Here is a 26,519-nt window from a genome sequence, read left to right on the forward strand (position 1 = left end):
TTTATACTCCTCTCCTCTTTGCCGCCCGTTTTTCCGGGCATAAAGGTATGCCTGTAAGGCATTTTTCCAAATAAAACGCCTTACTTACCCATACAGAACTTACTGAAAATTTCGCTCACCAGATCATCTTCCACCGACTCTCCCAGGATGGTTCCTAACTGCTCATAAGCATCCATTAAGTCAATGGAATAAAAATCCTCCGGCACTCCGTCTTCCATGCTCTGTTCCACCATGGAAAGGCTCTTAAGAGCCCCTGAAAGTGCATTCTTATGTCTTACATTGGTGATATAGACCTGATCATTAAAATCGATCTCACCCTGATAAAACATGGATTTAACCTCATCTTCCAAATTCTCAATCCCGGTTCGTTCCCTGGCGGAAATGGAAATCACCTTATGCCCGGTCCTCTCCTTTAACATATCCGCCGTGACCACTGTAGCCAGATCCGTTTTATTTAAAAGAACGACCGCTTTCCGGTCCTCAATAAACTTAAGAATTTCCTCATCATTTTCATCAAGAGGACAGGATCCATCCACCACGTAGATGATTAAATCTGCCCCCTGTGCCGCACTCCGTGCCTTTTCCACGCCGATCTTTTCAACCACATCCGAAGTCTTGCGGATGCCCGCCGTATCAACGATATTAAGGCTTAGATCCTCCAGCCGGATCTGCTCCTTTAAGGTATCCCTTGTGGTACCGGCAATATCCGTCACAATGGCACGGTCCTCTCCCACCAGAACATTTAAGAGAGAAGATTTTCCTGCATTTGGCTTTCCTAAGATAACCGTCTCAATGCCCTCGGAAAGAACCCGCCCATGATCCGCGGATTTTATCAGACCGTTCAGTTCCTCCTTTAAGGGAATGACCACTTTTAAAAGATTTTCCTGATACCCATCCAGAGAAATATGCTCCGGATCATCAAGCGCCGATTCAAGAAAAGCAATCTGATAAATGATCTTCTCCCGCATTTCCCTTATCTTCTTTGAAACAGCGCCCTCCAGCTGGCTGACAGAAGATTTTAAGGCATAATCATTTTTGGCGTTTATCACATCAATTACTGCTTCCGCCTGGGAAAGATCCACTCTGCCGTTTAAAAATGCCCTCTTTGTAAACTCTCCCGGTTCCGCAGGCCTTGCCCCATATTTTAAGACTGTCTCCAAAATCTTCTTTGTGACAAGAACCCCACCATGGCAGTCGATCTCAACCGTATCCTCCGCCGTATAGCTTCTCGGGCCTCTCATGATCAGGACCAGGACCTCATCCACCACCTCATCCCCATCACAAATATACCCGTAATGGATGGTATGGGATGGCTCTTCGGAAAGCCTTTTATCCCTCTTACCCTTTCCCTTAAATATTTTATCTATAATCTGAAATGACTCTTCGCCGCTGATCCGCACGATTCCGATACCGGAACTGGACATGGCTGTGGCGATAGCCGCTATTGTATTCATCTTCATTTTCAATCACCTTAATACGCGTAAGAAAGGGGTGAGGGTGCCTTCCGACAGCCCCAACCCCTCATTGTTGTTTCACTATTTATCTTTTTCCTGAATCCTGTCCTTTTTCGGATAATCCTTTTTTAAGGAAATAACAACATGCCGGAACGGCTCTTCTCCTTCACTTCTGGTAACAACAAATTTGTCATTCTGAAGCGCGGAATGGATGATCCGCCTCTCATAAGGATTCATGGGTTCCAGAGAAACGGAACGCCTTGTTCGTTTCACTTTGTAAGCAATGTTCTTTGAAAGGGTCTCCAGAGTTTCCTTTCTCCGCTCCCTGTAATTCTCCGTATCAAGCTTGACACGGATATAATCTTCGCTTTCCCTGTTCACCACAAGGCTGACCAGATACTGCAGGGAATCCAGGGTCTGTCCCCTCTTCCCGATTAATATGCCCATATCATCACCGGACATATTGATGGAAAGCTCCCTCTCATCTTCCTGAAAGGAAGCCTCCACATGAACTCCTAAATCCATAGCACCGAACACATCGGAAAGAAAAGTCATAGCCTTATCTTCCAGGGTTTCTTTCTTCTTTGCACGGATGACAGCCGGTTTTGAACCGATAATTCCCAGAATACCATTACTGCCCTTATCAACAATTTCATACTCCAGCCTGTCACTGGTCGTCTCCAATTCGATCAATGCCTTTGTAATCGCTTCATCAACGTTTTTTGCTGAAACTGTAATCATATCCATAGGTCATCCCCTCCTATTTATTGTGCTTTTCATTGTATTTCTCAACCATACGCGCCTTTGCCGCAATGCTGTTTGGATTTGAAGAGCCGCTGCTGTAAAAATCATTGGAAGCCTTGACCTGTTCCTTTGTTTTTTCCAGCTTCTCATTCTTCTCAGCCTCTGCCCTTTCATTGGAAGCCTGAAGGTTCTTCAAATTTGCTGTGGCATTCTGGGCAACACGCTGTGGCGGAAGTCCTTTCTTTGCACGCTTTTTATTGGCCTTTTCCACGTTCTTTTTAATCATATCATCCATATCGATCTTATTCAAATAGCGGTTTACCGCAACCTGCTGGATGATCTGGAACACGCTGGAAGCAATCCAGTAAATACCGATACCGGAAGCAAAGGTGAAACAGAAAAATACGGACATAAGCGGCATTACCGTATTCATGCTCTTCATGGACTGGGACATGACATTGCTCTCATCATTTCCGCTCTGCGGCTGATTCACTGTCATCAGTCTTGCACTGAACCACTGACTGACACCGGCAAGGATCGGAATGAGGATCGCAATGCTGAGATGAAATCCTCCGCCGCTTGGAAACATGACGCTTGCAGGTGTGGAAGCCAGATTGATCCCCAAAAAGGAATTCATATGCGCAATCTGGGCTGCATTGGAAGCGATCGTCTCCTGGACCTTCGGAAACAATCCCTGAAGAGAATTCCACTGATCCGGATTTAACTGATACAAAAAGTCAACCATTCCATTGCTGGAGCCTAAATCTCCCACTCTTGAAATATTGATCTTATTATCCGCAGCAAACTGAGTCAGCATCCCCACATGATCGACACCAAGGGAACTGATCGCAGTCACCACATTTTCAAATACCGCCTTAACACTCTGTACATAAGCAGGAATATGATAAATAACCTGATAAAGGGCAAACAGGATGGGCATCTGGATAATGAGCTGCACACAGCCGCCCGTCATGGAAGTTCCGTATTTCTCATAAACGGCCTGTATCTCCACGTTCTGTTTCCTCATGGATTCCTGGTCTGTTTTTCCTTTATACTTTGCCTGAACGGCTGCAATTTCCGGCTGCATGACGCTCATCAGCTTTGAAGATTTCTGCTGCTTTAACGTCAGAGGGAACATAAGAAGCTTTGTTACAAGAGTAAATAAAATAATACATAAACCAATATTCTGGATTCCGAATGTACTGGTCAGCTGAAACAGCCAATCCATGATAACACCCAGAACGGTTGCAAACGGCCCCAGAACGCCTCCTACCTTAGTGAGTACTAAGAATTCCAATGAACTACCTCCTCATCTGTTACGGAACTGGATCATAACCGCCTTTTGCAAAGGGATTACACCGAAGTATCCTCTTGCAAGCCAAAAACGTACCTTTGAACACGCCATATTTTTGCAGTGCCTCAATGGCGTATTGAGAACACGTAGGCGTGTAAATGCAGTGAGTTCTTATTTTCAGAGGTGACAGAAATTTTTGATACCCCCTGATCAACAAAATAATGACTTTCTTTACCATAAGATCACTTCGATTCTTTTTTTATAATGTTATGAAGTCCGCACAAGTGCAGATATGCACTTTCGATTGTTTTGTAATTTTCTTCTTTTGCCGCCGCTCTAGCAACGACCACGATGTCTAACCCTGTCTCCACCATGTTTTCATGAAGCCTGAAGCTTTCTCTGATTAATCTGGTTATGTGATGCCTCACAACGCTGTTTCCGACCTTCTTGCTGACGGATATGCCGATTCTGGTTTCCAGCCTGTCCGTTTTCTTCACATACATGACAAGAAGTCTGTTTGCAAGGGACTTTCCACTCTGATAAACCTCTTGAAAATCCCTGTTTTTTTTAATTGAATTAAAATGTTTCATGAAAATCTTTCCTTATCCGTTTTTCTGGAATTTGAGAAAAGAAAAGGCCACAATTACTTGCGGCCTGGTCCATTAAGCTGATAATTTTGCTCTTCCTTTTGCTCTTCTGGCAGCTAATACTTTTCTTCCGCCTGGAGTGCTCATTCTGGCTCTGAAACCATGAACTTTGGATCTCTGTCTCTTCTTTGGCTGAAACGTCATCTTCATAATCTACGGACACCTCCTCTTATTACAATAGCTTATCATAGGCAATATGATGAAACATATTGAGACTATTTTAGTTAAACATCGTTTCAATTATATAGAAGAAAAGGTGGTTCGTCAAGGGAAAAATGCAAATTTTCCACGACATACACATGAATCCTTTTCCTGGCCCAATATTGAAAATAATCTTTTTTAATATTTCTTCCAGATATCTCATTGGATTCATGATCTGCCCTTTTAGCTGAAGCTGCTGAAGATATTCTGGACATATCATTCCCATTGCACCCTGATTCATACCATGAGATGGAATCCCGTTCTTTAACCCGATATAACGGCGCAGGTATGTAACCTGTATCCATCTCATTAAGGAAGCATGGGATTTTCCGGTATAAAACAACATAATATAAAATAAGCTACAATTCCTATTCCAGAAAATAGAAAAATAAGCCGTATAATTATAGGATCTATATCAAAGAATTCACCTAACCCACCACAAAGTCCTAGTAATACCCTACTATGCTTTGATCTATATAATTTTTTCTTCATTATATATAACCTCCATCCGATAATAATGTTATAAAAGTGTGCCAAATTTAAATTCAAAATATTGGCACACTTTTGTTATAGTGAATCAGCATATTTTGTTAGTAAATGGTATTAGTCACCACCAAATTAGAGCCGCTAATCTTAGCATATAAAGAACCAGAAGCTCCTAAAATATCCGGTAATGGGTCAGGAATTTTATAAGTCAATTTATACGTTGCCTTAGATGATGTATAACTAAGGGAATCTGAGTTTACGGTAACCCCTATAGCGGTATACCCTTCATCATAAGCATCTGTTATTTTACCTTTTGAACTGATGTCAATTTTATAGTATGCACTTAATGGACCATATACATATATATCCCAAGTACCCTCTGACCATGGTTCTGATGAGTGTATAGACACTTTAGCCGGTTTAATACCGATAGTTATTTTATTACCTTCTGTATCAAAATATGTATAAACCTGTTCTGATTTATCTTTTAAATCAAAAACAGCTGTAGTTCCGTATCCCTCAGATGCCGCCTCATTATCAGCTGCTAATGCTGTAAATGAAAAGCAATAAGCTAAAATTACCGTTAAAAATAAAGCAGTTAACCTTCTTGACATTCTTATCATAGATTTTTTCCTCCTTTAAATTTTATGGGATTTATACTAATTCACTATAGCCTTTATAAAATACATTAATCGCACCACAATATAGATCGCTAATAATATAAGATTAAAATCCATTACCCAAAAAAACATATGTTTGCTTATACATATCAATACAATACTTAACAATATATCGACAACAACAAACAGTAATACTAGATAGTTTTTTTTTCTAACTTTATTACTCTGAAAAATGTTTTCTTCTTTTTCCACATGATCTCCATCATTCTCAACTCCTAATAATTCATCTATTGATATCTTATATATCTCGCTAATTTTTTTTATATATGTAGCATCCGGGGTACTTTTTCCGGTTTCCCATTTAGATAATGTCTGCCTGCTAATGCCTAACTCTTTCGCTACTTCACATTGTGAAAGCGAAACTTTTTTTCGTAAAAGCAATAAATTTTTGCTAAAATTCTCATTCATAATTTTATCTCACCTTTTTAAGTTTGATTAAAGTATATCATTGGCAATTGCAATGAACAAGATTCTTTTTGTTGCATAAGGTTAATATTCATTGCTATTCCTGACCCTGAAAGTAAAACAACTGTCAGAAAAAGCAGATAAGAAAATTTTAAACCATTTTAAAATTTTTCTATAAAAATAGCTGCTAATTTTTACATGTAAACTGCTATTTTTTACATGTAAGCCAATTTTGTCGAATTTTGTTGATATAATAAAATTGATACTCTGACGTTCGGAGTGTTAATTCATATCGTTTACAAGGAGATTATTAATGGAAAACGAACATCAAACCTGGAATGACTGGGCAACTGAAACTTTTGTTGGAGACAATTATTACTATTACAAAAGAAAATGGGAAAATCAGATACCTAACCGATCCTTTACCAGTTGGAACTGGGCCGCCTTTTTCTTTCCTTATTACTGGATGGTTTATAGAAAGATGTATTTTTACGCTTTTCTTGTCTTCATCTGCAGTCTTTTGACATGTATCATTCCTTTGAGCGGAATCGCTGTCCATACTGTAGTAGGGGTTTATGCAAACTATTTCTATTATAATAGAAGCAATTTAATAACAAAAACAGCTTCCCAATATATAAATGAAGAAGCTAAAGCATATTTAAAAAGGCATGGTGGAACAAGCATTGCAGCCCTGATTTTATCTATCGTTATTATTATTTCTATTTTTTCCATCGGATTAGCCGGATTGATTCTGTTGGCAGATAATACAAGTGAAACAACTTCCGCTGAAACAAGGAAATCTTCAGATAAAACAACCTACGAAGTTATTACAAAAGGTGACGAAATAATCTATACAGTTCCAAAAGAATTAATTCAATCAGAATATCCTGACCAGGATTTACACTTGGAAAACCAATCCAGCGATATGATTTTTTTATCATTTGTATATAATCAAAAGGATTATACCCGGGAAGTGAACGAACAATATTTTATAGACGCTACGGTAAAACAGTATCAGGAAGATTACGTACTGACACCTGTCACTGATGAAGATCTTCTCACTCTGGATGAGCAAACCTCGCAAGCTTTATATTCTGTAGTAGAAGACGGCAGTATTACTTATATGCATATTGCCTGTAAAAAAATAGAAAATTATTACGTTTTATCCGAATCCATTGTTATACCCAGCAAATGGAAAAAATGCAAAAAACAATTTGCAGAAATTATTTCAAGTGCAAAACCGAACCTACAAGAAGAAAATGCCGAAGTTCCTCTTAAATTTCTTAGAGGAACTTCGGCTCTTTTTTTATACTTATCTTCTCATCACCTTAAACAGCGCCTGTGAAACCGCCACAGTAAGTATTCCCGCTACAATAGCCTCAGGAATTCCATTTATGCATATAATGCCTAAAATCACCGAATAAATTCCTTCTGTCAGCCCTTTTGCCGCCTGTCCGTACTCCTTGCCAAAGAAGAAGTAAATCAGATTCATTACCAACAAGGTATTGGTTAATGATCCAGCCACACCTGCCGCCGCCAGAGCAATGGTCCTTTTTGCTTTTTTTCCGCTGCATGCTTTTAATACGGCCCGAAATACATAATAAGCTACAATTCCGATTAGAATTCTGGGGACCATACAAATGACCAGACTCCAAAAATTACCGCCGTACTCTCCTACCTTTATAAAAGGAGAAAATACAAACGACGTTAGATTTGGCATGTAGGTGCTCTTCCACAAGCTGGTAAGTCCAAATACCATTCCCAAAAATCCCCCATATTTTGGTCCAAGAACGATGGCTCCAATTATGACCGGAACGTGGATGGTGGTGGCGTTCATAAATCCCAGGGGAATGTACCCCAAGGGCGTAAACGCCAGAATGATGATAATGGCAACAAATACGGCTGCCAATACCAGGTTACTGGTTTTGTTCTCAATATTCATTTTTACCTCCTGTGCTACTGTTCTTTTCAATAAGATACAATGCAACTAGTTACATTTGCATTATACATAGGTGATAATTATCCGTCAATGGCATGTCCGGAAATTCACCTCCCATTTTGTTAATTTACATAAAGTTATCAACATTATGGGGATAACTTGTGGAAAACTCTCTGGATATTATCTTGATAACCGCTGATTTGTTCACAGGCATGTCCTTTTAATCCATATAAATCCAATATTTCCAGGATGTGAATAAAGTAACTTTTAAAATCCCGTTTTTCTGTGGACAACTCTCTCTCCGGATGATTATCAACACATCATTCACATGCAATACACATCCTCTGCACACACTTATCCACAATTTTTTGCTAATCTCATTGAAAATTATTTCAAAATAGTATAGAATGAACTGTAGATTGGGCTAATGCGCATATTTGCATTTAAATAGATGTAGGAGACTTACAATGTTAGAAAAGTTAAAGGAAAAATGGGATGAAATCTTATTGAATTTAAAAGAAGAGCACGAAATAACGGACGTGTCTTTCAAAACTTGGCTTCTCCCGCTAAAAGTTCATGCCGTAGACGGCGAAAAAGTGATCGTCACGGTTCCGGATGTGGAATTCTTAGGATACATCCGGAAAAAATACGGGTTTCTTCTAAAGATCACCATAGAAGAAGTGACTGGCTTTGAGTGCAGCGTTGATTTCGTTGTTGAAAATCAGGTTCAAAAAGAGGCCGCCCCGGCTCCTGCAGGCAATGCCCTTATTACCAATGCAGTCAATTCAGTCAGCCAGTCGGCCATCATAAGCGCCAACTTAAATCCAAAATACACCTTTGATACCTTTGTGGTAGGTGCAAACAACAACCTGGCCCATGCCGCATCCTTAGCTGTTGCGGAATCTCCGGGTGAAATTTACAACCCTCTTTTCATTTATGGAGGCGTTGGTCTTGGAAAAACCCACTTGATGCATTCTATCGGCCACTTCATCTTAAAGAACAACCCCGGAGCAAAGGTTCTTTACGTAACCAGTGAGAAATTCACCAACGAGCTGATTGACGCGATCCGTAATAAGAACAACTTCTCCCCTACCGAATTCCGTGAGAAGTACCGCAACAATGATGTCCTGTTAATCGACGATATCCAGTTTATCATTGGAAAAGAAAGTACACAGGAAGAATTCTTCCACACCTTCAATGCATTATATGAAGCGAAAAAACAGATCATTATTTCCTCCGATAAACCTCCGAAGGAAATCGAAACATTGGAAGAACGGCTCCGTTCCCGGTTCGAATGGGGCTTAACGGTGGACATACAGTCCCCTGATTATGAGACCAGGATGGCCATCCTCCGGAAAAAAGAGGAAATGGAAGGCTATAATATTGATAACGAAGTAATTAAATACATAGCCACTAACATCAAATCCAACATCCGGGAGCTGGAAGGCGCCTTAACAAAAATAGTAGCGCTCTCCCGCCTTGACAATAAAGAAATCACCGTGGAGCTGGCTGAAGAAGCTTTAAAGGACATCATCTCTCCCAACGATAAGCGGGAAATCACGCCGGAACTCGTCATTCAAGTAGTTGCTGACCATTACGGCCTTACTCCCCTTGATATCTGTTCCCAGAAACGGAATAAAGAAATCGTTTATCCCCGCCAGATCGTCATGTATCTCTGCCGTGAGATGGTCGGTACCCCCTTACAGATGATTGGAAAATACTTAGGAGGACGGGACCATACCACCATCATCCACGGAATTGATAAAATCACAGCGGATGTGGACAGGAATGAATCTTTGAATAATACCATTGAGATTCTGAAAAAGAAGATTAATCCACAATAATGTGTGTATTAGCTGTTAATTTCCTGTGGATAAATGGGGGCCTGGAATCGTTTCTCAGCTGTTTGTGGATAACCTTAAAGTTTTCCTTAGATTCTGTGGACTTTATTCACATCGTTATGAACATGGAAAAATCCGCCTTTATAACGGTTATCAGGACTTTTACACAAACCCACAGCCCCTACTACTAATACGACGGAATAAAACTATATTATCCATACATTTATTGCAATTTCTAGAGCAAAGGAGTTATCAACAATTATGAAACTGACATTTAAACAGGATGCCATTTTAAACGGCATTAATATTGTATTAAAGGCAGTTCCCAGTAAAACCACCATGTCCATCCTGGAATGCATCTTTATTGATGCCAGCGGATCCGAGATCAAACTGACTGCCAATGACATGGAGCTTGGAATTGAGACAAAGGTGGAAGGAACCATCCTGGAAAGAGGCAAGATCGCCCTTGAAGCAAAACTGCTTTCCGAGATCGTCAGGAAGCTCTCCTCTGCAGGAGATTCCCTTGTTACAATTGAAAGCGATGAGAAATTTACGACAACTATTTCCTGTGAAAACTCTGTATTCCATATTCAGGGCCGGGATGGGGAGGAATTTGCTTATCTTCCATACATTGAACGGGAGCACTATATCTGCTTATCCCAGTTCTCATTAAAGGAAGTAATCCGTCAGACCATTTTTTCCATTGCTCCCAATGACAGCAATAAGATGATGACCGGAGAACTGTTTCAGGTCACCGGAAACCAGCTAAAGGTGGTTTCTCTGGATGGTCACCGTATCTCGATCCGAAATATTGAATTAAAAGATACCTATCATGATATAAAAGTCATTGTTCCTGGCAAGACTTTAAACGAGGTAAGCAAGATTCTGGGCGGAGACAATGAAAAGGAAGTGCTTATTTTCTTCAGTACCAACCACATTTTATTCGAATTTGACGATACCATTGTTGTTTCGCGCCTGATCGAAGGAGAGTACTTCCGCATTGACCAGATGCTTTCCAGCGATTATGAAACAAAGATTACGGTGAATAAGAGAGAGCTTTTGGACTGTCTCGACCGGGCGACCATCCTGGTGAGGGAAAACGATAAAAAACCTCTTATCATGAACATCGAAAATCAGGAAATGCAGCTGAAGATGAATTCCAGCTTTGGCTCCATGAACGCGGAGGTTCCTACCCATAAAACAGGAAGCGATATCATGATCGGTTTTAATCCCAAGTTCCTGATCGATGCTTTGAGGATCATTGATGATGAAGAAGTAACCCTATTCATGCTCAACCCTAAATCCCCATGCTTTATCCGGGATGAGGAGGAAAAATATATTTACCTGATCCTTCCTGTTAACTTTAATGCAGCAGCGGTTTAAAATATGTATCAGGTGCCGTCCAAAAAGCGTGGACAATAGAGAGGAACGCCCTGCGGGCATACCTTTATGTCCAAAAAGCGTGGACAATAGAGAGGAAATTATGGAAACCATAGAATTAAGGGATGAATATATCAAGCTAGGGCAGGCATTAAAGGCCGCAGGCCTGGTAGAATCCGGCGTTGATGCCAAATATTCTATTGAGGATGGTCTTGTTAAAGTAAACGGCCAGGTGGAATACCAGAGAGGTAAAAAATTAAGGGCCGGAGATGTTGTCACATTTAAAGGCAATACCGTTAAAATCGAGGACCCCCCTGCCGGGCATACCGTAATACCCAAATAGCATGGGCGGGAAAAAGGAACGCCCTGCGGGCATACCTTTATGTCCAAAAAGCATGGACAATAGAGAGGAAATACACCATCCATGATGATTGAATCTATAGAGCTTAAGAATTACCGCAACTATGATGAATTACATATGGATTTTAGTCAGGGAACCAATATACTCTATGGGGACAATGCCCAAGGGAAAACAAATGTCTTAGAAGCAATCTATGTCTGTGCTACGACGAAATCCCACAGAGGGAGCAAGGATAAGGAAATTATACAGTTTGACAGGGATGAGTCGCATATCAAGCTAAACGTCAGAAAGAAAGATATTCCATACCGGATTGACATGCATTTGAAGAAGAATAAGGCCAAAGGCGTGGCAGTAAACGGCGTTCCCATAAAGAAGGCCAGTGAGTTGTTTGGAATCGTCAACGTTGTGTTTTTTTCTCCGGAAGACTTAAATCTCATAAAAAACGGTCCGGCCGAGAGGCGCCGGTTTGTTGATTTGGAATTATGTCAACTAAATAAGCTTTATGTCCACTCCCTCGTGCAGTATAACCGGATTGTGACGCAGCGCAACAAACTGTTAAAGGACATGGCATTTAGGCCGGATTATGAAGAGACCCTGGACATATGGGATATGCAGCTGGTCCAGTATGGAAAGGAAATTATTTATTACCGGAAAGAATTTGTAGAGCAGCTGGGTGAAATCATTGGAAACATTCACCACAGACTTTCCGCAGAAAAAGAATCTCTGCGCATCTTTTATGAGCCCAATGTGGCGGCGGATGCGTTTGAAGATACATTAAGAAGAAGCAGGCAGCAGGATTTAAAGCAAAAGATGACGCTGACCGGCCCGCACCGGGATGATTTAAGTTTCATGATCAATGAGATTGATATCCGGCGGTTCGGTTCCCAGGGACAGCAGAGAACAGCCGCTTTATCCCTTAAGCTTGCAGAAATAGAACTGGTAAAAAAAGTCGTACATGATTATCCCATCCTTTTGCTGGATGACGTGTTATCGGAACTGGATAACAGCAGACAGAATCAATTGCTTGCAGGGATCAATCATATACAAACCGTCATTACCTGTACGGGACTGGAGGATTTTGTTAACAACCGGTTTCATATTGATAAGATATTCCGGGTAATAAGCGGTACCGTAAACAGTGAAAATTAACGATTCAGGAGGAAGCGTGCGAATATGAGTCAAGAATATGGTGCAGATCAAATCCAGATATTAGAGGGTCTTGAAGCAGTAAGAAAAAGACCTGGTATGTATATCGGCAGTACATCCATAAGGGGACTTCATCATCTGGTATATGAAATCGTGGATAATGCGGTAGATGAGGCTCTGGCAGGATACTGTGACAGCATAGAGGTGGTCATCCATCCCGATAACTCCATAATGGTTATCGATGATGGACGCGGAATCCCGGTAGGCATCCAGAAAAAAGCCGGAATTCCGGCAGTTGAGGTTGCCTTTACCATCCTGCATGCCGGCGGTAAATTCGGCGGCGGGGGATACAAGGTTTCCGGTGGTCTTCATGGCGTAGGCGCCTCCGTCGTTAATGCCCTTTCCCAGTGGCTTGAGGTGGAGATCTGCCAGGAGGGAAAGATTTACAAACAGCGTTATGAAAAGGGAAAGACCATGTATCCGTTAAAGGTCATAGGTGAGTGCGGTCCGGAAGAGCATGGAACCAAGGTCACCTTCCTTCCCGATAAAGATATTTTCGAAGAGACCATCTTTGATTATGATACCTTAAAGATCCGTCTTCGGGAAACCGCATTTTTAACCAAGAACTTAAAAATCATCCTGCGGGATGAAAGAGAAGACAAGCATGAGCACGTGTTCCATTATGAAGGCGGTATCAAGGAGTTTGTCACCTACTTAAACAAAGGTAAGACTCCTTTATATGATCAGGTATTTTACTGCGAAGGAACAAAGGATGGCGTTTATGTTGAGGTTGCCATGCAGCACAATGATTCCTATACGGAGAATATCTACAGTTTTGTTAATAATATCAATACTCCGGAAGGCGGAACCCACCTGGCCGGTTTCAAGAGTGCACTGACTACCACATTAAATGATTATGCCAGAAAGAACAAGCTGTTAAAGGAAAGCGAAACCAATTTATCCGGTGAGGACATCAGGGAAGGCTTGACCGGCATCATCAGCGTCAAAATAGAGGAACCTCAGTTTGAGGGCCAGACAAAGCAGAAATTAGGAAACAGTGAGGCCAGAGGAGCGGTGGACAATCTGCTTCGGGAGCAGTTCACCTATTACTTAGAGCAGAATCCAAGTATTGCAAAAACCATCTGTGACAAGTCCATCCTGGCACAGAGAGCGAGAGCCGCAGCCAGAAAAGCAAGGGATTTGACCAGAAGAAAAACAGCTCTGGAGGGGATGGCCCTTCCCGGCAAGCTTGCCGACTGCTCTGATAAGAATCCGGAAAACTGCGAGATATACATCGTAGAGGGAGACAGTGCCGGCGGCTCCGCAAAGACCGCCCGGTCCAGAAATACCCAGGCCATCCTGCCTCTGCGCGGAAAGATTTTAAACGTAGAGAAGGCAAGGCTTGATAAGATATATGCCAATGCGGAGATCAAGGCTATGATTACGGCTTTTGGTACCGGAATCCATGAAGACTTTGAATTAAGTAAATTAAGATATCACAAAATCATTATCATGACCGATGCCGATGTGGACGGTGCCCATATCAGTACCTTGCTGCTCACCTTTTTATACCGATTTATGCCGGACTTGATCAAAGAGGGCCATGTATATCTGGCACAGCCGCCGTTATATAAGATCGAAAAGAATAAGAGAGTATGGTATGCTTACAGCGATGAGGAATTAAACTCCATCCTGAAAGAAGTCGGCCGTGACAACAACAATAAGATCCAGCGTTACAAAGGTTTGGGAGAGATGGATGCGGAGCAGCTTTGGGAAACCACCATGGACCCGGAGAGAAGAGTTCTGCTGCGCGTCAGCATGGATGAAGATACCACATCCGAGATGGACTTGACCTTTACCACCCTGATGGGCGACCAGGTAGAGCCAAGACGTGAATTTATCGAAGCAAATGCCAAATACGTTAAGAATCTTGATATTTAATTGGAGGAAATAAAATGGAACCAAATATCTTTGATAAAGTTCATGATGTGGACTTAAAAAAGACCATGGAGAAATCGTATATCGATTATGCCATGAGCGTCATTGCTTCCAGAGCCCTGCCTGATGTAAGAGACGGTTTAAAGCCGGTTCAGCGAAGAGTTCTGTTTTCCATGATCGAGCTCAACAACGGTCCGGATAAGCCACACCGTAAATGTGCCCGTATCGTCGGTGATACCATGGGTAAATACCATCCTCATGGCGACAGCTCCATCTATGGAGCCCTGGTGAATATGGCACAGGAGTGGTCTACCAGGTATCCGCTGGTGGATGGCCACGGAAACTTCGGTTCTGTTGATGGAGACGGTGCGGCGGCCATGCGTTATACGGAAGCCCGCTTAAGCAGGATATCCATGGAAATGCTTGCCGATATCAATAAGGATACCGTTGATTTCAGCCCGAACTTTGATGAGACAGAAAAAGAACCTGACGTTCTTCCATCCCGTTATCCCAATCTTCTGGTAAACGGTACGTCCGGCATTGCCGTTGGTATGGCTACCAATATTCCTCCCCACAACTTAAGGGAGGTCATAGGTGCAGTTGTTAAGGTCATTGACAATCAGGTGGAAGAAAACCGGGAAACCACCATGGAAGAAGTACTGGATATCATCAAGGGACCGGACTTCCCAACCGGAGCGACCATCCTGGGAAAGCGGGGAATTGAAGAAGCATACCGTACAGGAAGGGGTAAGATCCGCGTCAGAGCTGTCACCGATATTGAGACCATGCCCAACGGAAAGAGCCGGATCATTGTAACCGAGCTTCCGTATATGGTCAATAAGGCGCGTCTGATTGAAAAGATTGCAGAGCTGGTTAAAGATAAAAAGGTGGACGGCATCACCGATCTAAGGGATGAATCCGACCGTTCCGGTATGAGAATCTGCATTGAGCTCCGCCGGGATGTCAATGCAAATGTACTATTAAATCAGTTGATCAAACATACCCAGCTGCAGGACACCTTTGGTGTGATCATGATTGCTCTGGTTAAGAATGATTTCGGTATTCTGGAGCCGAAGACCTTAAACATTCTCCAGATGTTAAACTATTATCTGGACCACCAGAAGGAAGTCGTAACCAGAAGGACCCGTTACGATTTAAATAAGGCGGAAGAGAGAGCCCACATCTTGGAAGGCCTGCTCATTGCCTTAGATAATATTGACGAAGTGATCCGGATCATCCGCGGTTCCGACAATGTTCAGACAGCCAAGGCAGAACTCATGAGCCGTTTCGGTTTAAGCGATGCCCAGTCCCAGGCCATCGTGGATATGCGTCTTAGAGCTCTTACCGGTCTGGAACGGGAGAAGCTTGAAAACGAATACAAAGAACTGGAAGCCAGAATCGCAGAACTCAAAGCAATCCTTGCAGATGAGAAAAAGCTTTTGGGAGTCATTAAGGAGGAAATCTCCATTATCGCCGCAAAATACGGGGATGACAGAAGAACCTCCATTGGATTTGATGAATTTGATATGTCCATGGAAGACTTGATCCCGGATGAGGATACCATCGTGGCCATGACAAAGCTGGGATATATTAAGAGAATGTCCATTGATAATTTCAAGAACCAGAACCGTGGCGGAAAAGGAATCAAGGGAATGCAGACCATTGATCAGGACTATATTGAAGACCTGATGATGACCACTACCCATCATTATCTGATGTTCTTTACCAATACAGGCCGTGTTTACCGTTTAAAAACCTATATGATCCCGGAAGGAAGCCGGACCGCCAGAGGAACCGCCATTGTAAATCTTTTACAGATGCTTCCCGGCGAGAGCATTACGGCTATCATTCCGATGAAGGAATACGACGATGATAAGTTCTTATTCATGGCAACCAGAAACGGTATGGTAAAGAAGACACCGATGATGGAATATGCCAATGTCCGTAAGAATGGTCTTCAGGCCATTGTTCTCCGGGAAAATGATGAACTGATCGAGGTAAAGGCAACCGATGATACAAAGGATATCTTCCTGATCACAAGGAAGGGGCAGTGTATCCGGTTCCATGAAAAGGATGTCCGTGTGACAGGCCGTGTATCCATAGGTGTAATCGGTATGAAGCTAAACGAAGACGACCAGGTTGTAGGAATGCAGATGGATACCCAGGGACCAAAACTTCTGATCGTATCCGCTAACGGCATGGGCAAGCGTACCCCCATTGAAGAGTTCTCACCGCAAAAGAGAGGCGGTAAGGGCGTCCTGTGTTATAAGATCACAGAAAAGACAGGAGATATCGTGGGAGCCAAGCTGGTTCAGGATGACCATGACCTCCTTCTTATTACAACCGAAGGCATTGTGATCCGCATTTCAGTCAATGATATTTCCGTCATCGGCAGAAATACTTCCGGTGTGAAGCTCATGAACATTGAACAGGATTCTGATATCAGTGTTGCCAGCATTGCCAAGGTCCGCGATGACGGAAGCAAATCCGAAGGGGAAGGCCTTGAAGATCTGGATATTGAGGATGAGGAGATTACCGGGGAGTTAAGTGAGAATGAAGAAGCCCCTGAAGAGGAAGAATAAATTTTAACACGAAAGATATAGAAATAAATTATCTTTTATATTATAATATTGAACATCAATAATTTGCAGTAAAAGACTTTGAATGCAGCAATATTAATTTTACTGTAGTCAAAGTCTTTTCATTATTGAAATTTAGCAGGCAGGTCCTGCATGGACGAGCACGTCCTAAAAAAAGGAGGAATACCAGCTTGGACAGTGACCCAGGCGCGGCGCAGATAGCCGCACAGATTTTATTATTAATTTTTTTGACCTTAATGAATGCGTTTTTCGCAGGAGCGGAAATGGCCGTTGTATCGGTTAACAAAAACAGGATTCGAATGCTGGCCGATGGCGGAAATAAAAAGGCAGCTCTTATTCAAAGGCTTTCAGAGGATTCTACAGGTTTTCTCTCAACCATCCAGGTAGCCATAACCTTTGCCGGTTTCTTTTCCAGTGCATCGGCGGCAACAGGAATTTCACAAATTCTGGGAGATAAAATGGAATCTCTGGGAGTTCCTTACAGCCAGAGCATTTCCATGGTGGCAGTAACTATTATTTTGTCTTATTTTAACCTGGTTTTTGGAGAACTGGTACCCAAACGGATTGCATTACAAAAGGCGGAATGGTTCAGTTTATTTGCCGTGCATCCGATTTCCGTCATTTCAAAAATTATGGCACCGTTCATAAAGCTGCTTTCCATATCAACCAATGGAGTTCTGAAACTTTTTGGTATGAAGACGGATAATCTGGAGGAAGAAGTTTCTGAGGAAGAAATCCGTTCCATGCTCCAGACGGGGCGGGAGAGCGGTGTGTTTAATAAAATTGAAGAGGATATGATCACTTCTATTTTTCTATTTGATGATAAAAGAGCCAGAGAGATCATGACCCCCAGACAGGATATGGTGGCTGTGGATATCAAAAACCCGATGGAGCTGGTTCTTAATGAAATACTGGACAGCAGACATTCCAGAATCCCGGTCTATGAAGAAGAGATTGATAATATAATCGGTATTTTGTCCATGAAAGATTTTATAATAGAAATGAATAAGAATGATCAGGCGTATGTCGACATCCGTACGATCATGCAGAAGCCTTATTTTATACCGGAAAACAAAAAGACGGATGATTTATTCCTGGATATGCAGAAGCATAAGAAAAAGATGGCCATCCTGGTGGATGAATACGGAGGGGTTTCCGGCCTTGTTACCCTGGAGGATTTAATAGAGGAAATCGTTGGGGACATTCAGGATGAATACGATGAGGAGGAACCTCAGCTGATAGAAATGGAGCCTTACGTGTACAAAGCCGCAGGAAGTATCTCCCTGTATGATCTGGATGAGGTTCTTAATGAAGAGATAGAAAGTTCCTGTGACACCTTGTCCGGTTATTTAATAGAGATCCTGGGCTTCATCCCTAAGGACTCCCAGATGCCTCTGGAACTTGAAGATGAAAAAAATTATTATTCTATTTTAGAAATGGAAGATAAAGTAATAAAAAATGTAATTGTACGAATTAAAGATAAAACAGTCTAAAACCAGATATGCTCTTGGAAAAGAAGTCCGGCTCCTTTTAAGGGGGCTGGACTTTCTTTTGGGCTCCTATGCTCTTGACAAGGAACGAACAAATTGGTAAGATACAAACTGAAACCGTATTGATTACAGATAAACGCAGTCATTTGGTATTGATAAGAATGGGGGATTAGTATGACAAGTGAGTTTGCAGTGGCTGTCCATGGACTGGTTTATTTAAACCAAAAGAAAGCCACGACTTCCAGTGAAGAGCTGGCTTCCAATGTATGCACGAATCCTGCCCGGGTAAGAAAAGTGATGGCAAAGTTAAAAAAAGCCGGGATCATTGCAACGAAAGAAGGCTTAGAAGGCGGTTACCATCTTGTTAAAGATCCGGCCAAAGTGAATTTGAAACAGATTTGCGATGCTCTTGAAGTCACTTTTGTATCTTCATCCTGGAAATCCGGGGATGAGAACATGCCCTGTATGATAGCATCCGGCATGTCAGGGGTGATGGATGAACTCTACGGGGAACTGAATGAGCTTTGCAGAAACAGGATGGAAGAAATAACCATAAAAGATATTCAGGAAAAATTGATCCGGAATCGTTTTAATTCATAAAGCATGACAGGGGATGGTCTTACACATCATTCCCTGTCATATTCTGTATTTGGACTTGATTTCATCAAATGAATAATTTATGATTAGATAAAGATATGATTAAGTTGTCTTGCCTGGAGGGAAATATGATAAGAACCGTTAAAAGCGAAGAAATCACAAAAAATATCAAAGAAATGTGCATAGAAGCAAACCATGTACTGTCAAAGGATATGGAAAAGGTGTTTCTGGAAGCAGTGGAGAAAGAAAGATCGGATTTAGGCAGACAGATACTCTGCCAGTTAAAAGAAAATTTGGAGATTGCCGGTGAGGATATGATACCGATCTGTCAGGATACGGGAATGGCGGTCATCTTTATCAAGATAGGGCAGGATGTACATATAGAAGGCGGCAATCTTACAGATGCCGTCAATCAGGGTGTTAAGGAAGGTTACGTGGAAGGGTATTTAAGAAAATCTGTGGTAGAGCCGGTGGAGCGGGTAAATACAAAGGATAATACTCCGGCCGTGATCCATTATGAAATCGTGGATGGAGATAAGGTTGATATTACCGTTGCTCCGAAGGGATTTGGAAGTGAAAATATGAGCCGCGTATTCATGTTAAAGCCTGCAGACGGAATCGAAGGCATTAAAGAGGCCATCCTGACTGCTGTGAAAGATGCTGGCCCCAATGCATGTCCGCCCATGGTCGTAGGGGTAGGGATCGGCGGAACCTTTGAAAAATGTGCCCAGATGGCAAAATATGCCCTGACCAGAGATATGAATGAATATCCCACCATTCCGTATGTACGTGAACTGGAAGCGGAGATGCTTGAAAAAATCAACAAGCTTGGAATCGGGCCGGGTGGCCTGGGAGGAAGTGTTACCGCTCTCGCTGTGAACATTGAAACCTATCCGACCCATATAGCCGGACTACCTGTAGCAGTCAACATCTGCTGTCATGTAAACAGACATGCTCATCGAATCATATAATCATTACAGTAAGAAATGGAGGAAATCATGGATCATCATATAAAAGCACCAATCAGTAAGGAAGATACAAAAAGTCTGAATGCAGGAGATTTTGTTTATCTGACGGGAATCATTTATACAGCCCGGGATGCCGCACATAAACGGATGAAAGAAACTTTGGACCGGAACGAATCCCTGCCTTTTAACATAAAAGGAAATATGATTTATTATATGGGACCATCTCCTGCAAGAGAAGGACGCCCCATTGGTTCTGCAGGACCAACCACTGCAAGCCGCATGGATAAATACACGCCTCAGCTTCTGGACATGGGAATGGCCGGAATGATCGGAAAGGGAAAAAGAAGTAAGGAAGTGATCGAAGCAATAGTGAGAAACAAAGCTGTTTATTTTGCTGCGGTAGGAGGGGCCGGTGCGCTTCTTTCCAAGTGTATCCTCAGTTCTGAAGTAATTGCTTATGACGATTTGGGAACCGAGGCCATAAGGCGTCTGGAAGTAAAAGACTTTCCTGTTATTGTTGTCATAGACAGTGAGGGAAACAATCTATATGAAACAGCCATTGAAAAATACAGAGAGGACCAAAAGTAAACATGAACCGTATTCTATATATGGTAGTCAGGAATCTTTTTCGGGCTCCTGTGTGGCTATACCGCATCTGGAAGCTGGGACTTCCGGGAGATACCCATACATATGAGCAGCGTTATGATTACATCCGGCATGTGGTGAAATCAGTAAACAAAACAGGACGGGTTGATGTAGAAGTTTATGGAATTGAGAATCTTCCGTCTGAAAATGGCTTTATCCTTTTTCCGAACCATCAGGGATTATTTGACGTACTGGCGCTTATGGATGTCTGTCCGAAGCCTTTGGGTGTGGTAGTAAAAAAAGAAGCTTCCAAACTCATCTTGGTAAAACAGGTGATCAAAGCACTGAATGGTTTTTCCATAGACCGGCAGGATATCAGAGCTTCAATGGATATCATCATCAAAATGACGGAAAATGTTAAGAACGGAAAGAACTACGTGATCTTCCCAGAGGGGACCCGTAGCCGGGAAGGCAATAAACTGCTGGCATTTAAGGGAGGAACGTTTAAAAGTGCGGTAAACGCAAAATGTCCTATTGTGCCGGTAGCACTGATTGACTGTTTCAAACCCTTTGATGAGAACTCTTCCCGAAAGCTGAAAGTACAGGTTTGTTTCTTAAAACCGCTTTATGCCGGGGATTATGAGAAGTTAAAAACCATTCAAATAGCAGAAATGGTTCATGACAGAATACAGGAGGAAATAAATCAAAAAATGGGTTGACAAGTCGAAACTTATCTTGTATAATTGTCAATGCGTCTGGAGAAGATATTATTTGATAGGCGGATCATATGGAGATTATGAACTACGGAGAAATACTCAAGAGGCCGAAGAGGCGCCCCTGCTAAGGGTGTAGGTCGGGCAACCGGCGCGAGGGTTCAAATCCCTCTTTCTCCGCTCGTTTCCAAATGATTATTTTTTTGCTTTTGGCAGTGAAAAAAATGGTTGACATAGTCAGAAAGATATGTTATCATGTACCAGCTGTCAAAAAAACAGCAAAAAAGAAAATGAAAAAAGTGTTGACAAGACAGAAACGCTGTGATAGAATAAACGAGTTGCTGTTAAGAAAGAAAACAACACAAAGCACTTTGAAAACAGAAGATTGAACAGTATGTAAAACCCTGAAAATTCTAATAAAATAAGCCATGTTTGATGGCTTTGAATGAGAAAATTCAGAACGAATACAAGCAATTGTATACGAACCAAACAACAAGTAAAACGGGAAATAAATTAGCTAGTTAGTTGATTTTGACCCCGGATTGAACAACATTATAATATGAGAGTTCGATCCTGGCTCAGGATGAACGCTGGCGGCGTGCTTAACACATGCAAGTCGAGCGAAGCAGTTTGGAGGAAGCCTTCGGGTGGAATCCAAATTGACTGAGCGGCGGACGGGTGAGTAACGCGTGGGTAACCTGCCTCATACAGGGGGATAACAGTTGGAAACGACTGCTAATACCGCATAAGCGCACAGTGCTGCATGGCACGGTGCGAAAAACTCCGGTGGTATGAGATGGACCCGCGTCTGATTAGGTAGTTGGTGAGGTAACGGCCCACCAAGCCGACGATCAGTAGCCGACCTGAGAGGGTGACCGGCCACATTGGGACTGAGACACGGCCCAAACTCCTACGGGAGGCAGCAGTGGGGAATATTGGACAATGGGGGAAACCCTGATCCAGCGACGCCGCGTGACTGAAGAAGTATTTCGGTATGTAAAGGTCTATCAGCAGGGAAGAAAATGACGGTACCTGACTAAGAAGCCCCGGCTAACTACGTGCCAGCAGCCGCGGTAATACGTAGGGGGCAAGCGTTATCCGGATTTACTGGGTGTAAAGGGAGCGTAGACGGCGCTGCAAGTCTGGAGTGAAAGCCCGGGGCTCAACCCCGGGACTGCTTTGGAAACTGTGGAGCTGGAGTGCAGGAGAGGTAAGTGGAATTCCTAGTGTAGCGGTGNGCCCGTACCGTAAACCGACACAGGTGGATGAGGAGAGAATCCTAAGGCCGGCGGGAGAAGCATTGTTAAGGAACTCGGCAAAATGACCCTGTAACTTCGGGATAAAGGGTGCCTGGGAAACCAGGCCGCAGAGAATAGGCTCAAGCAACTGTTTAGCAAAAACACAGGTCTATGCAAAACCGAAAGGTGAGGTATATGGGCTGACGCCTGCCCGGTGCTGGAAGGTTACGAGGAGGGGTTAGCAGAAATGCGAAGCTCTGAATTTAAGCCCCAGTAAACGGCGGCCGTAACTATAACGGTCCTAAGGTAGCGAAATTCCTTGTCGGGTAAGTTCCGACCCGCACGAAAGGCGTAATGATTTGAGCGCTGTCTCGACAATGCACCCGGTGAAATTGAAATACCAGTGAAGATGCTGGTTACCTGCGCCAGGACGGAAAGACCCCATGGAGCTTTACTCCAGCTTGATACTGGGATTCGGTACTGCATGTACAGGATAGGTGGGAGGCTATGAAGCAAGGACGCCAGTCTTTGTGGAGCCGATGTTGGGATACCACCCTTGCGGTATTGGATTTCTAACCTGCAGCCATGACCTGGCTGGGGGACAATGTCAGGCGGGGAGTTTGACTGGGGCGGTCGCCTCCGAAAGGGTATCGGAGGCGCTCAAAGGTTCCCTCAGAATGGACGGAAACCATTCGAAGAGTGCAAAGGCATAAGGGAGCTTGACTGCGACACCGACGGGTGGAGCAGGTAGGAAACTAGGACTTAGTGATCCGGTGGTATAAAGTGGGATTGCCATCGCTCAACGGATAAAAGCTACCCTGGGGATAACAGGCTTATCACTCCCAAGAGTTCACATCGACGGAGTGGTTTGGCACCTCGATGTCGGCTCATCGCATCCTGGGGCTGTAGTAGGTCCCAAGGGTTGGGCTGTTCGCCCATTAAAGCGGTACGCGAGCTGGGTTCAGAACGTCGTGAGACAGTTCGGTCCCTATCCGGCGTGGGCGTAGGATATTTGAGAGGAGCTGTCCTTAGTACGAGAGGACCGGGATGGACTGACCTCTGGTGTATCTGTTGGCGATCAAAGCCATGGCAGAGTAGCCAAGTCGGGAAGGGATAAACGCTGAAGGCATCTAAGCGTGAAGCCCCCCTCAAGATGAGATATCCCATCGCAAGAGTAAGACCCCTTGAAGACGACGAGGTAGATAGGGCAGAGGTGGAAGCATGGCAACATGTGTAGCTGACTGTCACTAATAGGTCGAGGGCTTAACCAGGTTGGTTTAGGTAAGAGGAAAGAACGGATGAAAGATATGTAACAATGTGTGGTTTTGAGGGTATATGCCTCAATAATCCTCGATAGCTCAGTCGGTAGAGCAAACGGCTGTTAACCGTTGGGTCGTAGGTTCAAGTCCTACTCGGGGAGTTCGTGATACTCAAGCAAAGACTGTGAGGAAAACGAAATGTTAGTACGGCCCCATGGTCAAGCGGTTAAGACATCGCCCTTTCACGGCGGTAACACGAGTTCGAATCTCGTTGGGGTCACTGAATTTAAGAAGTTTTAGCTTTATAATTTATGGCGACATAGCCAAGTGGTAAGGCGTGGGTCTGCAACACCCTGATCACCAGTTCAAATCTGGTTGTCGCCTCTCTTATGAAAGCCTCAGAAACCTGATAGAATAAGGGTTTCTGGGGTTTTTATTTTGTGTATCTGGTGTTTGCGCTTGTTTGCGTGGGCATTTTTCATGTTTTTGAAGGCTGTTAGTCCAGGATAGCTCTCATTTTTGATACTGTTTCTTCCCGAGGTAGTGATGGGTCATATTAAGGCATTGAAATTGAGAGGTCAAATAGAAAAGGAGTTTTTCTTCAATTTTTGTGCGTATAACATACATTACTCAGTGAGAACAGATTACAATTTGATATTTTTATGTCAAGAAAAAAGTGAAATAATATATTTTTATTGCTTAATAAACAGAAAATAAGCTATTAATAAGTTGTCTCAAATTTTTCAATGACGGTGATACCTATATCATTTAAATTATGAACTATTGAATAGTTCTAATTACCAGTAGTTTAAAAGAATCAATATAATGCTGCATAAGAAACTTTCTAAAAAAGTAAAAGAAGTAATGGGATAAAAGTATCTTAAGAGGAGGGGGGCTTGTGGTAAAAAAGTAAAATAGGAGATTGTGAGTTTCCAGAATAAATGATAGAATCAGCATAGGTGGGGTTTTCTCGTGATCTGCTATATTTATTTTATGTGGTGGACAGAGATAAAAGAAATGTTGATCAGCCATCGCTATAGTAATTTTGATTAACGACTAATTAAAGCAAGTTATCTTACTAAATTGTACATTTATAGTAGAAGGGAGAATGTCTTATGTATTTATTGAAATCATTTACAGTAAAAAGCATGACTTTGTGCAACCGTATCGTTATGCCTCCGATGTGTATGTACAGTGCCGGAACCGATGGTATGCCAAATGAATTTCATTTTACGCATTATACTTCCCGTGCGGTCGGCGGAGCGGGGCTGATTATTATGGAAGCCACCGGTGTCTTACCGTGGGGCCGTATTTCTGACCATTGTCTGGGACTTTGGAATGATGATCAGGCAAAGGCACTTACGCCAATTGTTACCGCCTGCCAGAAACAGGGAGCAAAAATCGCGATTCAGCTCAATCATGCGGGTCGCAAATGTGGAGCCCAGGAAAAGGCAATTTACGCCCCCAGCGCCATTCCATTTAGTCAGGATTCTCCCATGCCGCATGAGATGACGGAAGCGGATATTCACGATGCGGTTAATGCATTCCGCAGCTCTGCTGCCCGGGCGGCTGAAATCGGTTTTGATGCGATTGAAATTCATGGTGCCCATGGTTATCTGATAAGCGAATTCCTGTCGCCGTTGACCAACCATCGTACAGGTGGTTATGGTGGATCAACGGAAAACCGATGCCGTATACTAATTGAAATACTGAAGGCGGTACATGAGGTCTGGCCAGATGAAAAACCGGTTTTATTGCGTGTATCTGCTGAAGATTATGAACCGGATGGCATGCATATGGAAGAAATGTCCAGAATTATTGAGCTGGTAAAACCCTATATTGACGTGCTGGATGTGAGTACAGGCGGAGTTGTACCGACGCCGCCGCCAGCGATTTATCCAGGCTATCAGGTGAAAATTGCCGAGTGGCTGAAACAGAAATCCGGCCTGCCTGTGGTTACCGTTGGTCTGATTACGGACCCGCATCAGGTGGAGGAAATACTGGGTGGAGAACGGGCGGATATGGTTGCTTTAGGCCGGGAACTTTTGCGTGATCCTTACTGGGTACTGCATACAGCTCGGGTTCTGGAAGTCGAATATCCGTGGCCGGAGCAGTATCTGCGTGGTNGTATCATCAGAACTGTGGGGACACAGAACCGAGGGAGAACCCGGGAATGAAAAGACCGGGGCAAGCATTGGACTGGTTAAGCTGGCAAATCCGCTTAGCAACAGGAAGGTGTGATGCGTACCGAACAAAAGTAGGGAAGTCTCTGTAGGGGCTGTCAAGAAAAGCCGCTATTGTGTGATATGTGCCCGTACCGTAAACCGACACAGGTGGATGAGGAGAGAATCCTAAGGCCGGCGGGAGAAGCATTGTTAAGGAACTCGGCAAAATGACCCTGTAACTTCGGGATAAAGGGTGCCTGGGAAACCAGGCCGCAGAGAATAGGCTCAAGCAACTGTTTAGCAAAAACACAGGTCTATGCAAAACCGAAAGGTGAGGTATATGGGCTGACGCCTGCCCGGTGCTGGAAGGTTACGAGGAGGGGTTAGC

23 protein-coding genes, 4 tRNA genes and 2 other annotated features are annotated in these 26,519 nt (G+C 43.1%); of the genes, 17 read left to right on the forward strand and 10 right to left on the reverse strand.

Annotation, left to right across the window (positions count from 1 at the left end; translation table 11 throughout):
- Window positions 1-80: 80 nt before the first annotated feature.
- From mnmE to BQ9856_RS21555, 9 genes are all read right to left on the reverse strand, one after another.
- A complete protein-coding gene (gene mnmE, locus BQ9856_RS21510) occupies window positions 81-1,460 on the reverse strand; it encodes a tRNA uridine-5-carboxymethylaminomethyl(34) synthesis GTPase MnmE (protein ID WP_077612838.1) in 1,380 nt (459 codons plus the stop codon).
- Window positions 1,461-1,535: 75 nt separating this feature from the next.
- Complete coding sequence (gene jag, locus BQ9856_RS21515) at window positions 1,536-2,201, reverse strand: RNA-binding cell elongation regulator Jag/EloR (protein WP_077612839.1); 666 nt, start codon at window positions 2,199-2,201, stop codon at window positions 1,536-1,538.
- A 13-nt stretch (window positions 2,202-2,214) separates the two neighbouring features.
- A complete protein-coding gene (locus tag BQ9856_RS21520; protein ID WP_077612840.1) occupies window positions 2,215-3,495 on the reverse strand; it encodes a YidC/Oxa1 family membrane protein insertase in 1,281 nt (426 codons plus the stop codon).
- Between the two features lie 19 nt (window positions 3,496-3,514).
- Window positions 3,515-3,730, reverse strand: coding sequence for a membrane protein insertion efficiency factor YidD (gene yidD, locus BQ9856_RS21525; protein WP_077612841.1), 216 nt, complete (start codon window positions 3,728-3,730; stop codon window positions 3,515-3,517).
- A gap of 4 nt (window positions 3,731-3,734) precedes the next feature.
- Window positions 3,735-4,082: a ribonuclease P protein component gene (gene rnpA / locus BQ9856_RS21530; RefSeq protein ID WP_077612842.1), complete on the reverse strand. Its 348-nt coding sequence runs from the start codon at window positions 4,080-4,082 to the stop codon at window positions 3,735-3,737.
- Between the two features lie 72 nt (window positions 4,083-4,154).
- Window positions 4,155-4,289 carry a 50S ribosomal protein L34 gene (rpmH, locus tag BQ9856_RS21535; protein WP_013274848.1) on the reverse strand — a complete coding sequence of 45 codons (135 nt, stop codon included), beginning with the start codon at window positions 4,287-4,289 and terminating at the stop codon, window positions 4,155-4,157.
- Between the two features lie 360 nt (window positions 4,290-4,649).
- Window positions 4,650-4,832 carry a PspC domain-containing protein gene (locus BQ9856_RS21545; RefSeq protein ID WP_077612844.1) on the reverse strand — a complete coding sequence of 61 codons (183 nt, stop codon included), beginning with the start codon at window positions 4,830-4,832 and terminating at the stop codon, window positions 4,650-4,652.
- Window positions 4,833-4,930: 98 nt separating this feature from the next.
- Complete coding sequence (locus BQ9856_RS21550; RefSeq protein WP_077612845.1) at window positions 4,931-5,449, reverse strand: DUF5626 family protein; 519 nt, start codon at window positions 5,447-5,449, stop codon at window positions 4,931-4,933.
- 36 nt (window positions 5,450-5,485) lie between these two features.
- A complete protein-coding gene (locus BQ9856_RS21555) occupies window positions 5,486-5,914 on the reverse strand; it encodes a helix-turn-helix transcriptional regulator (protein ID WP_077612846.1) in 429 nt (142 codons plus the stop codon).
- Between the two features lie 310 nt (window positions 5,915-6,224).
- On the opposite strand from BQ9856_RS21555, the gene BQ9856_RS21560 reads away from it, so the two are divergent.
- The gene (locus BQ9856_RS21560) at window positions 6,225-7,256 is read left to right on the forward strand and encodes a DUF2628 domain-containing protein (RefSeq protein ID WP_077612847.1); all 1,032 of its coding nucleotides are present in this window, start codon (window positions 6,225-6,227) and stop codon (window positions 7,254-7,256) included.
- Here BQ9856_RS21560 and BQ9856_RS21565 read toward each other — a convergent pair.
- Complete coding sequence (locus BQ9856_RS21565) at window positions 7,224-7,853, reverse strand: ECF transporter S component (RefSeq protein ID WP_077612848.1); 630 nt, start codon at window positions 7,851-7,853, stop codon at window positions 7,224-7,226. The two genes, BQ9856_RS21560 and BQ9856_RS21565, sit on opposite strands and share 33 nt — an antisense overlap.
- Window positions 7,854-8,317: 464 nt before the next feature.
- Here BQ9856_RS21565 and dnaA point away from each other — a divergent pair, with 464 nt between their 5' ends.
- The 16 genes from dnaA to namA all read left to right on the forward strand — a co-directional run bounded on the left by dnaA (window position 8,318) and on the right by namA (window position 26,143).
- Window positions 8,318-9,694 (forward strand): chromosomal replication initiator protein DnaA, encoded by a 1,377-nt coding sequence (gene dnaA / locus BQ9856_RS21570; RefSeq protein WP_077612849.1) that lies wholly within the window; start codon window positions 8,318-8,320, stop codon window positions 9,692-9,694.
- A gap of 258 nt (window positions 9,695-9,952) precedes the next feature.
- Entirely contained in the window at window positions 9,953-11,074 is a 1,122-nt protein-coding gene (gene dnaN, locus BQ9856_RS21575; protein WP_077612850.1) for a DNA polymerase III subunit beta, read from the forward strand.
- 100 nt (window positions 11,075-11,174) lie between these two features.
- Window positions 11,175-11,414 (forward strand): RNA-binding S4 domain-containing protein, encoded by a 240-nt coding sequence (locus BQ9856_RS21580; RefSeq protein ID WP_077612851.1) that lies wholly within the window; start codon window positions 11,175-11,177, stop codon window positions 11,412-11,414.
- A gap of 81 nt (window positions 11,415-11,495) precedes the next feature.
- Complete coding sequence (gene recF / locus BQ9856_RS21585; protein WP_077612852.1) at window positions 11,496-12,581, forward strand: DNA replication/repair protein RecF; 1,086 nt, start codon at window positions 11,496-11,498, stop codon at window positions 12,579-12,581.
- Window positions 12,582-12,605: 24 nt separating this feature from the next.
- Window positions 12,606-14,519 (forward strand): DNA topoisomerase (ATP-hydrolyzing) subunit B, encoded by a 1,914-nt coding sequence (gyrB, locus tag BQ9856_RS21590; protein ID WP_077612853.1) that lies wholly within the window; start codon window positions 12,606-12,608, stop codon window positions 14,517-14,519.
- Window positions 14,520-14,533: 14 nt separating this feature from the next.
- Entirely contained in the window at window positions 14,534-17,098 is a 2,565-nt protein-coding gene (gyrA, locus tag BQ9856_RS21595) for a DNA gyrase subunit A (protein WP_077612854.1), read from the forward strand.
- A 188-nt stretch (window positions 17,099-17,286) separates the two neighbouring features.
- Window positions 17,287-18,609, forward strand: coding sequence for a hemolysin family protein (locus BQ9856_RS21600; protein WP_077612855.1), 1,323 nt, complete (start codon window positions 17,287-17,289; stop codon window positions 18,607-18,609).
- A 171-nt stretch (window positions 18,610-18,780) separates the two neighbouring features.
- Window positions 18,781-19,206, forward strand: coding sequence for an RrF2 family transcriptional regulator (locus tag BQ9856_RS21605; RefSeq protein ID WP_077612856.1), 426 nt, complete (start codon window positions 18,781-18,783; stop codon window positions 19,204-19,206).
- Between the two features lie 125 nt (window positions 19,207-19,331).
- Window positions 19,332-20,174 carry a fumarate hydratase gene (locus tag BQ9856_RS21610; RefSeq protein ID WP_077612857.1) on the forward strand — a complete coding sequence of 281 codons (843 nt, stop codon included), beginning with the start codon at window positions 19,332-19,334 and terminating at the stop codon, window positions 20,172-20,174.
- Between the two features lie 27 nt (window positions 20,175-20,201).
- Window positions 20,202-20,759: a Fe-S-containing hydro-lyase gene (locus BQ9856_RS21615; RefSeq protein ID WP_077612858.1), complete on the forward strand. Its 558-nt coding sequence runs from the start codon at window positions 20,202-20,204 to the stop codon at window positions 20,757-20,759.
- Window positions 20,760-20,761: 2 nt separating this feature from the next.
- Window positions 20,762-21,475: a lysophospholipid acyltransferase family protein gene (locus BQ9856_RS21620; RefSeq protein ID WP_077612859.1), complete on the forward strand. Its 714-nt coding sequence runs from the start codon at window positions 20,762-20,764 to the stop codon at window positions 21,473-21,475.
- Between the two features lie 86 nt (window positions 21,476-21,561).
- A tRNA-Ser gene (locus BQ9856_RS21625) sits at window positions 21,562-21,649 on the forward strand.
- Window positions 21,650-22,024: 375 nt separating this feature from the next.
- Window positions 22,025-22,862 (forward strand) — a sequence feature (16S ribosomal RNA rRNA prediction is too short).
- Window positions 22,291-23,979 (forward strand) — a sequence feature (mutual gap in cmsearch alignment for this rRNA model is longer than 100). Its footprint overlaps the feature before it by 572 nt.
- A 75-nt stretch (window positions 23,980-24,054) precedes the next feature.
- A tRNA-Asn gene (locus BQ9856_RS21635) sits at window positions 24,055-24,127 on the forward strand.
- 47 nt (window positions 24,128-24,174) lie between these two features.
- Window positions 24,175-24,246: transfer RNA gene (locus BQ9856_RS21640), tRNA-Glu, on the forward strand.
- A gap of 33 nt (window positions 24,247-24,279) precedes the next feature.
- Window positions 24,280-24,350, forward strand: a tRNA-Cys gene (locus tag BQ9856_RS21645).
- Window positions 24,351-25,081: 731 nt separating this feature from the next.
- Window positions 25,082-26,143, forward strand: coding sequence for an NADPH dehydrogenase NamA (namA, locus tag BQ9856_RS21650; protein WP_200801337.1), 1,062 nt, complete (start codon window positions 25,082-25,084; stop codon window positions 26,141-26,143).
- Window positions 26,144-26,519 lie beyond the last annotated feature (376 nt).

Source organism: Clostridium sp. Marseille-P2415 (assembly GCF_900155545.1).
GTDB lineage: Bacteria > Bacillota > Clostridia > Lachnospirales > Lachnospiraceae > Lacrimispora.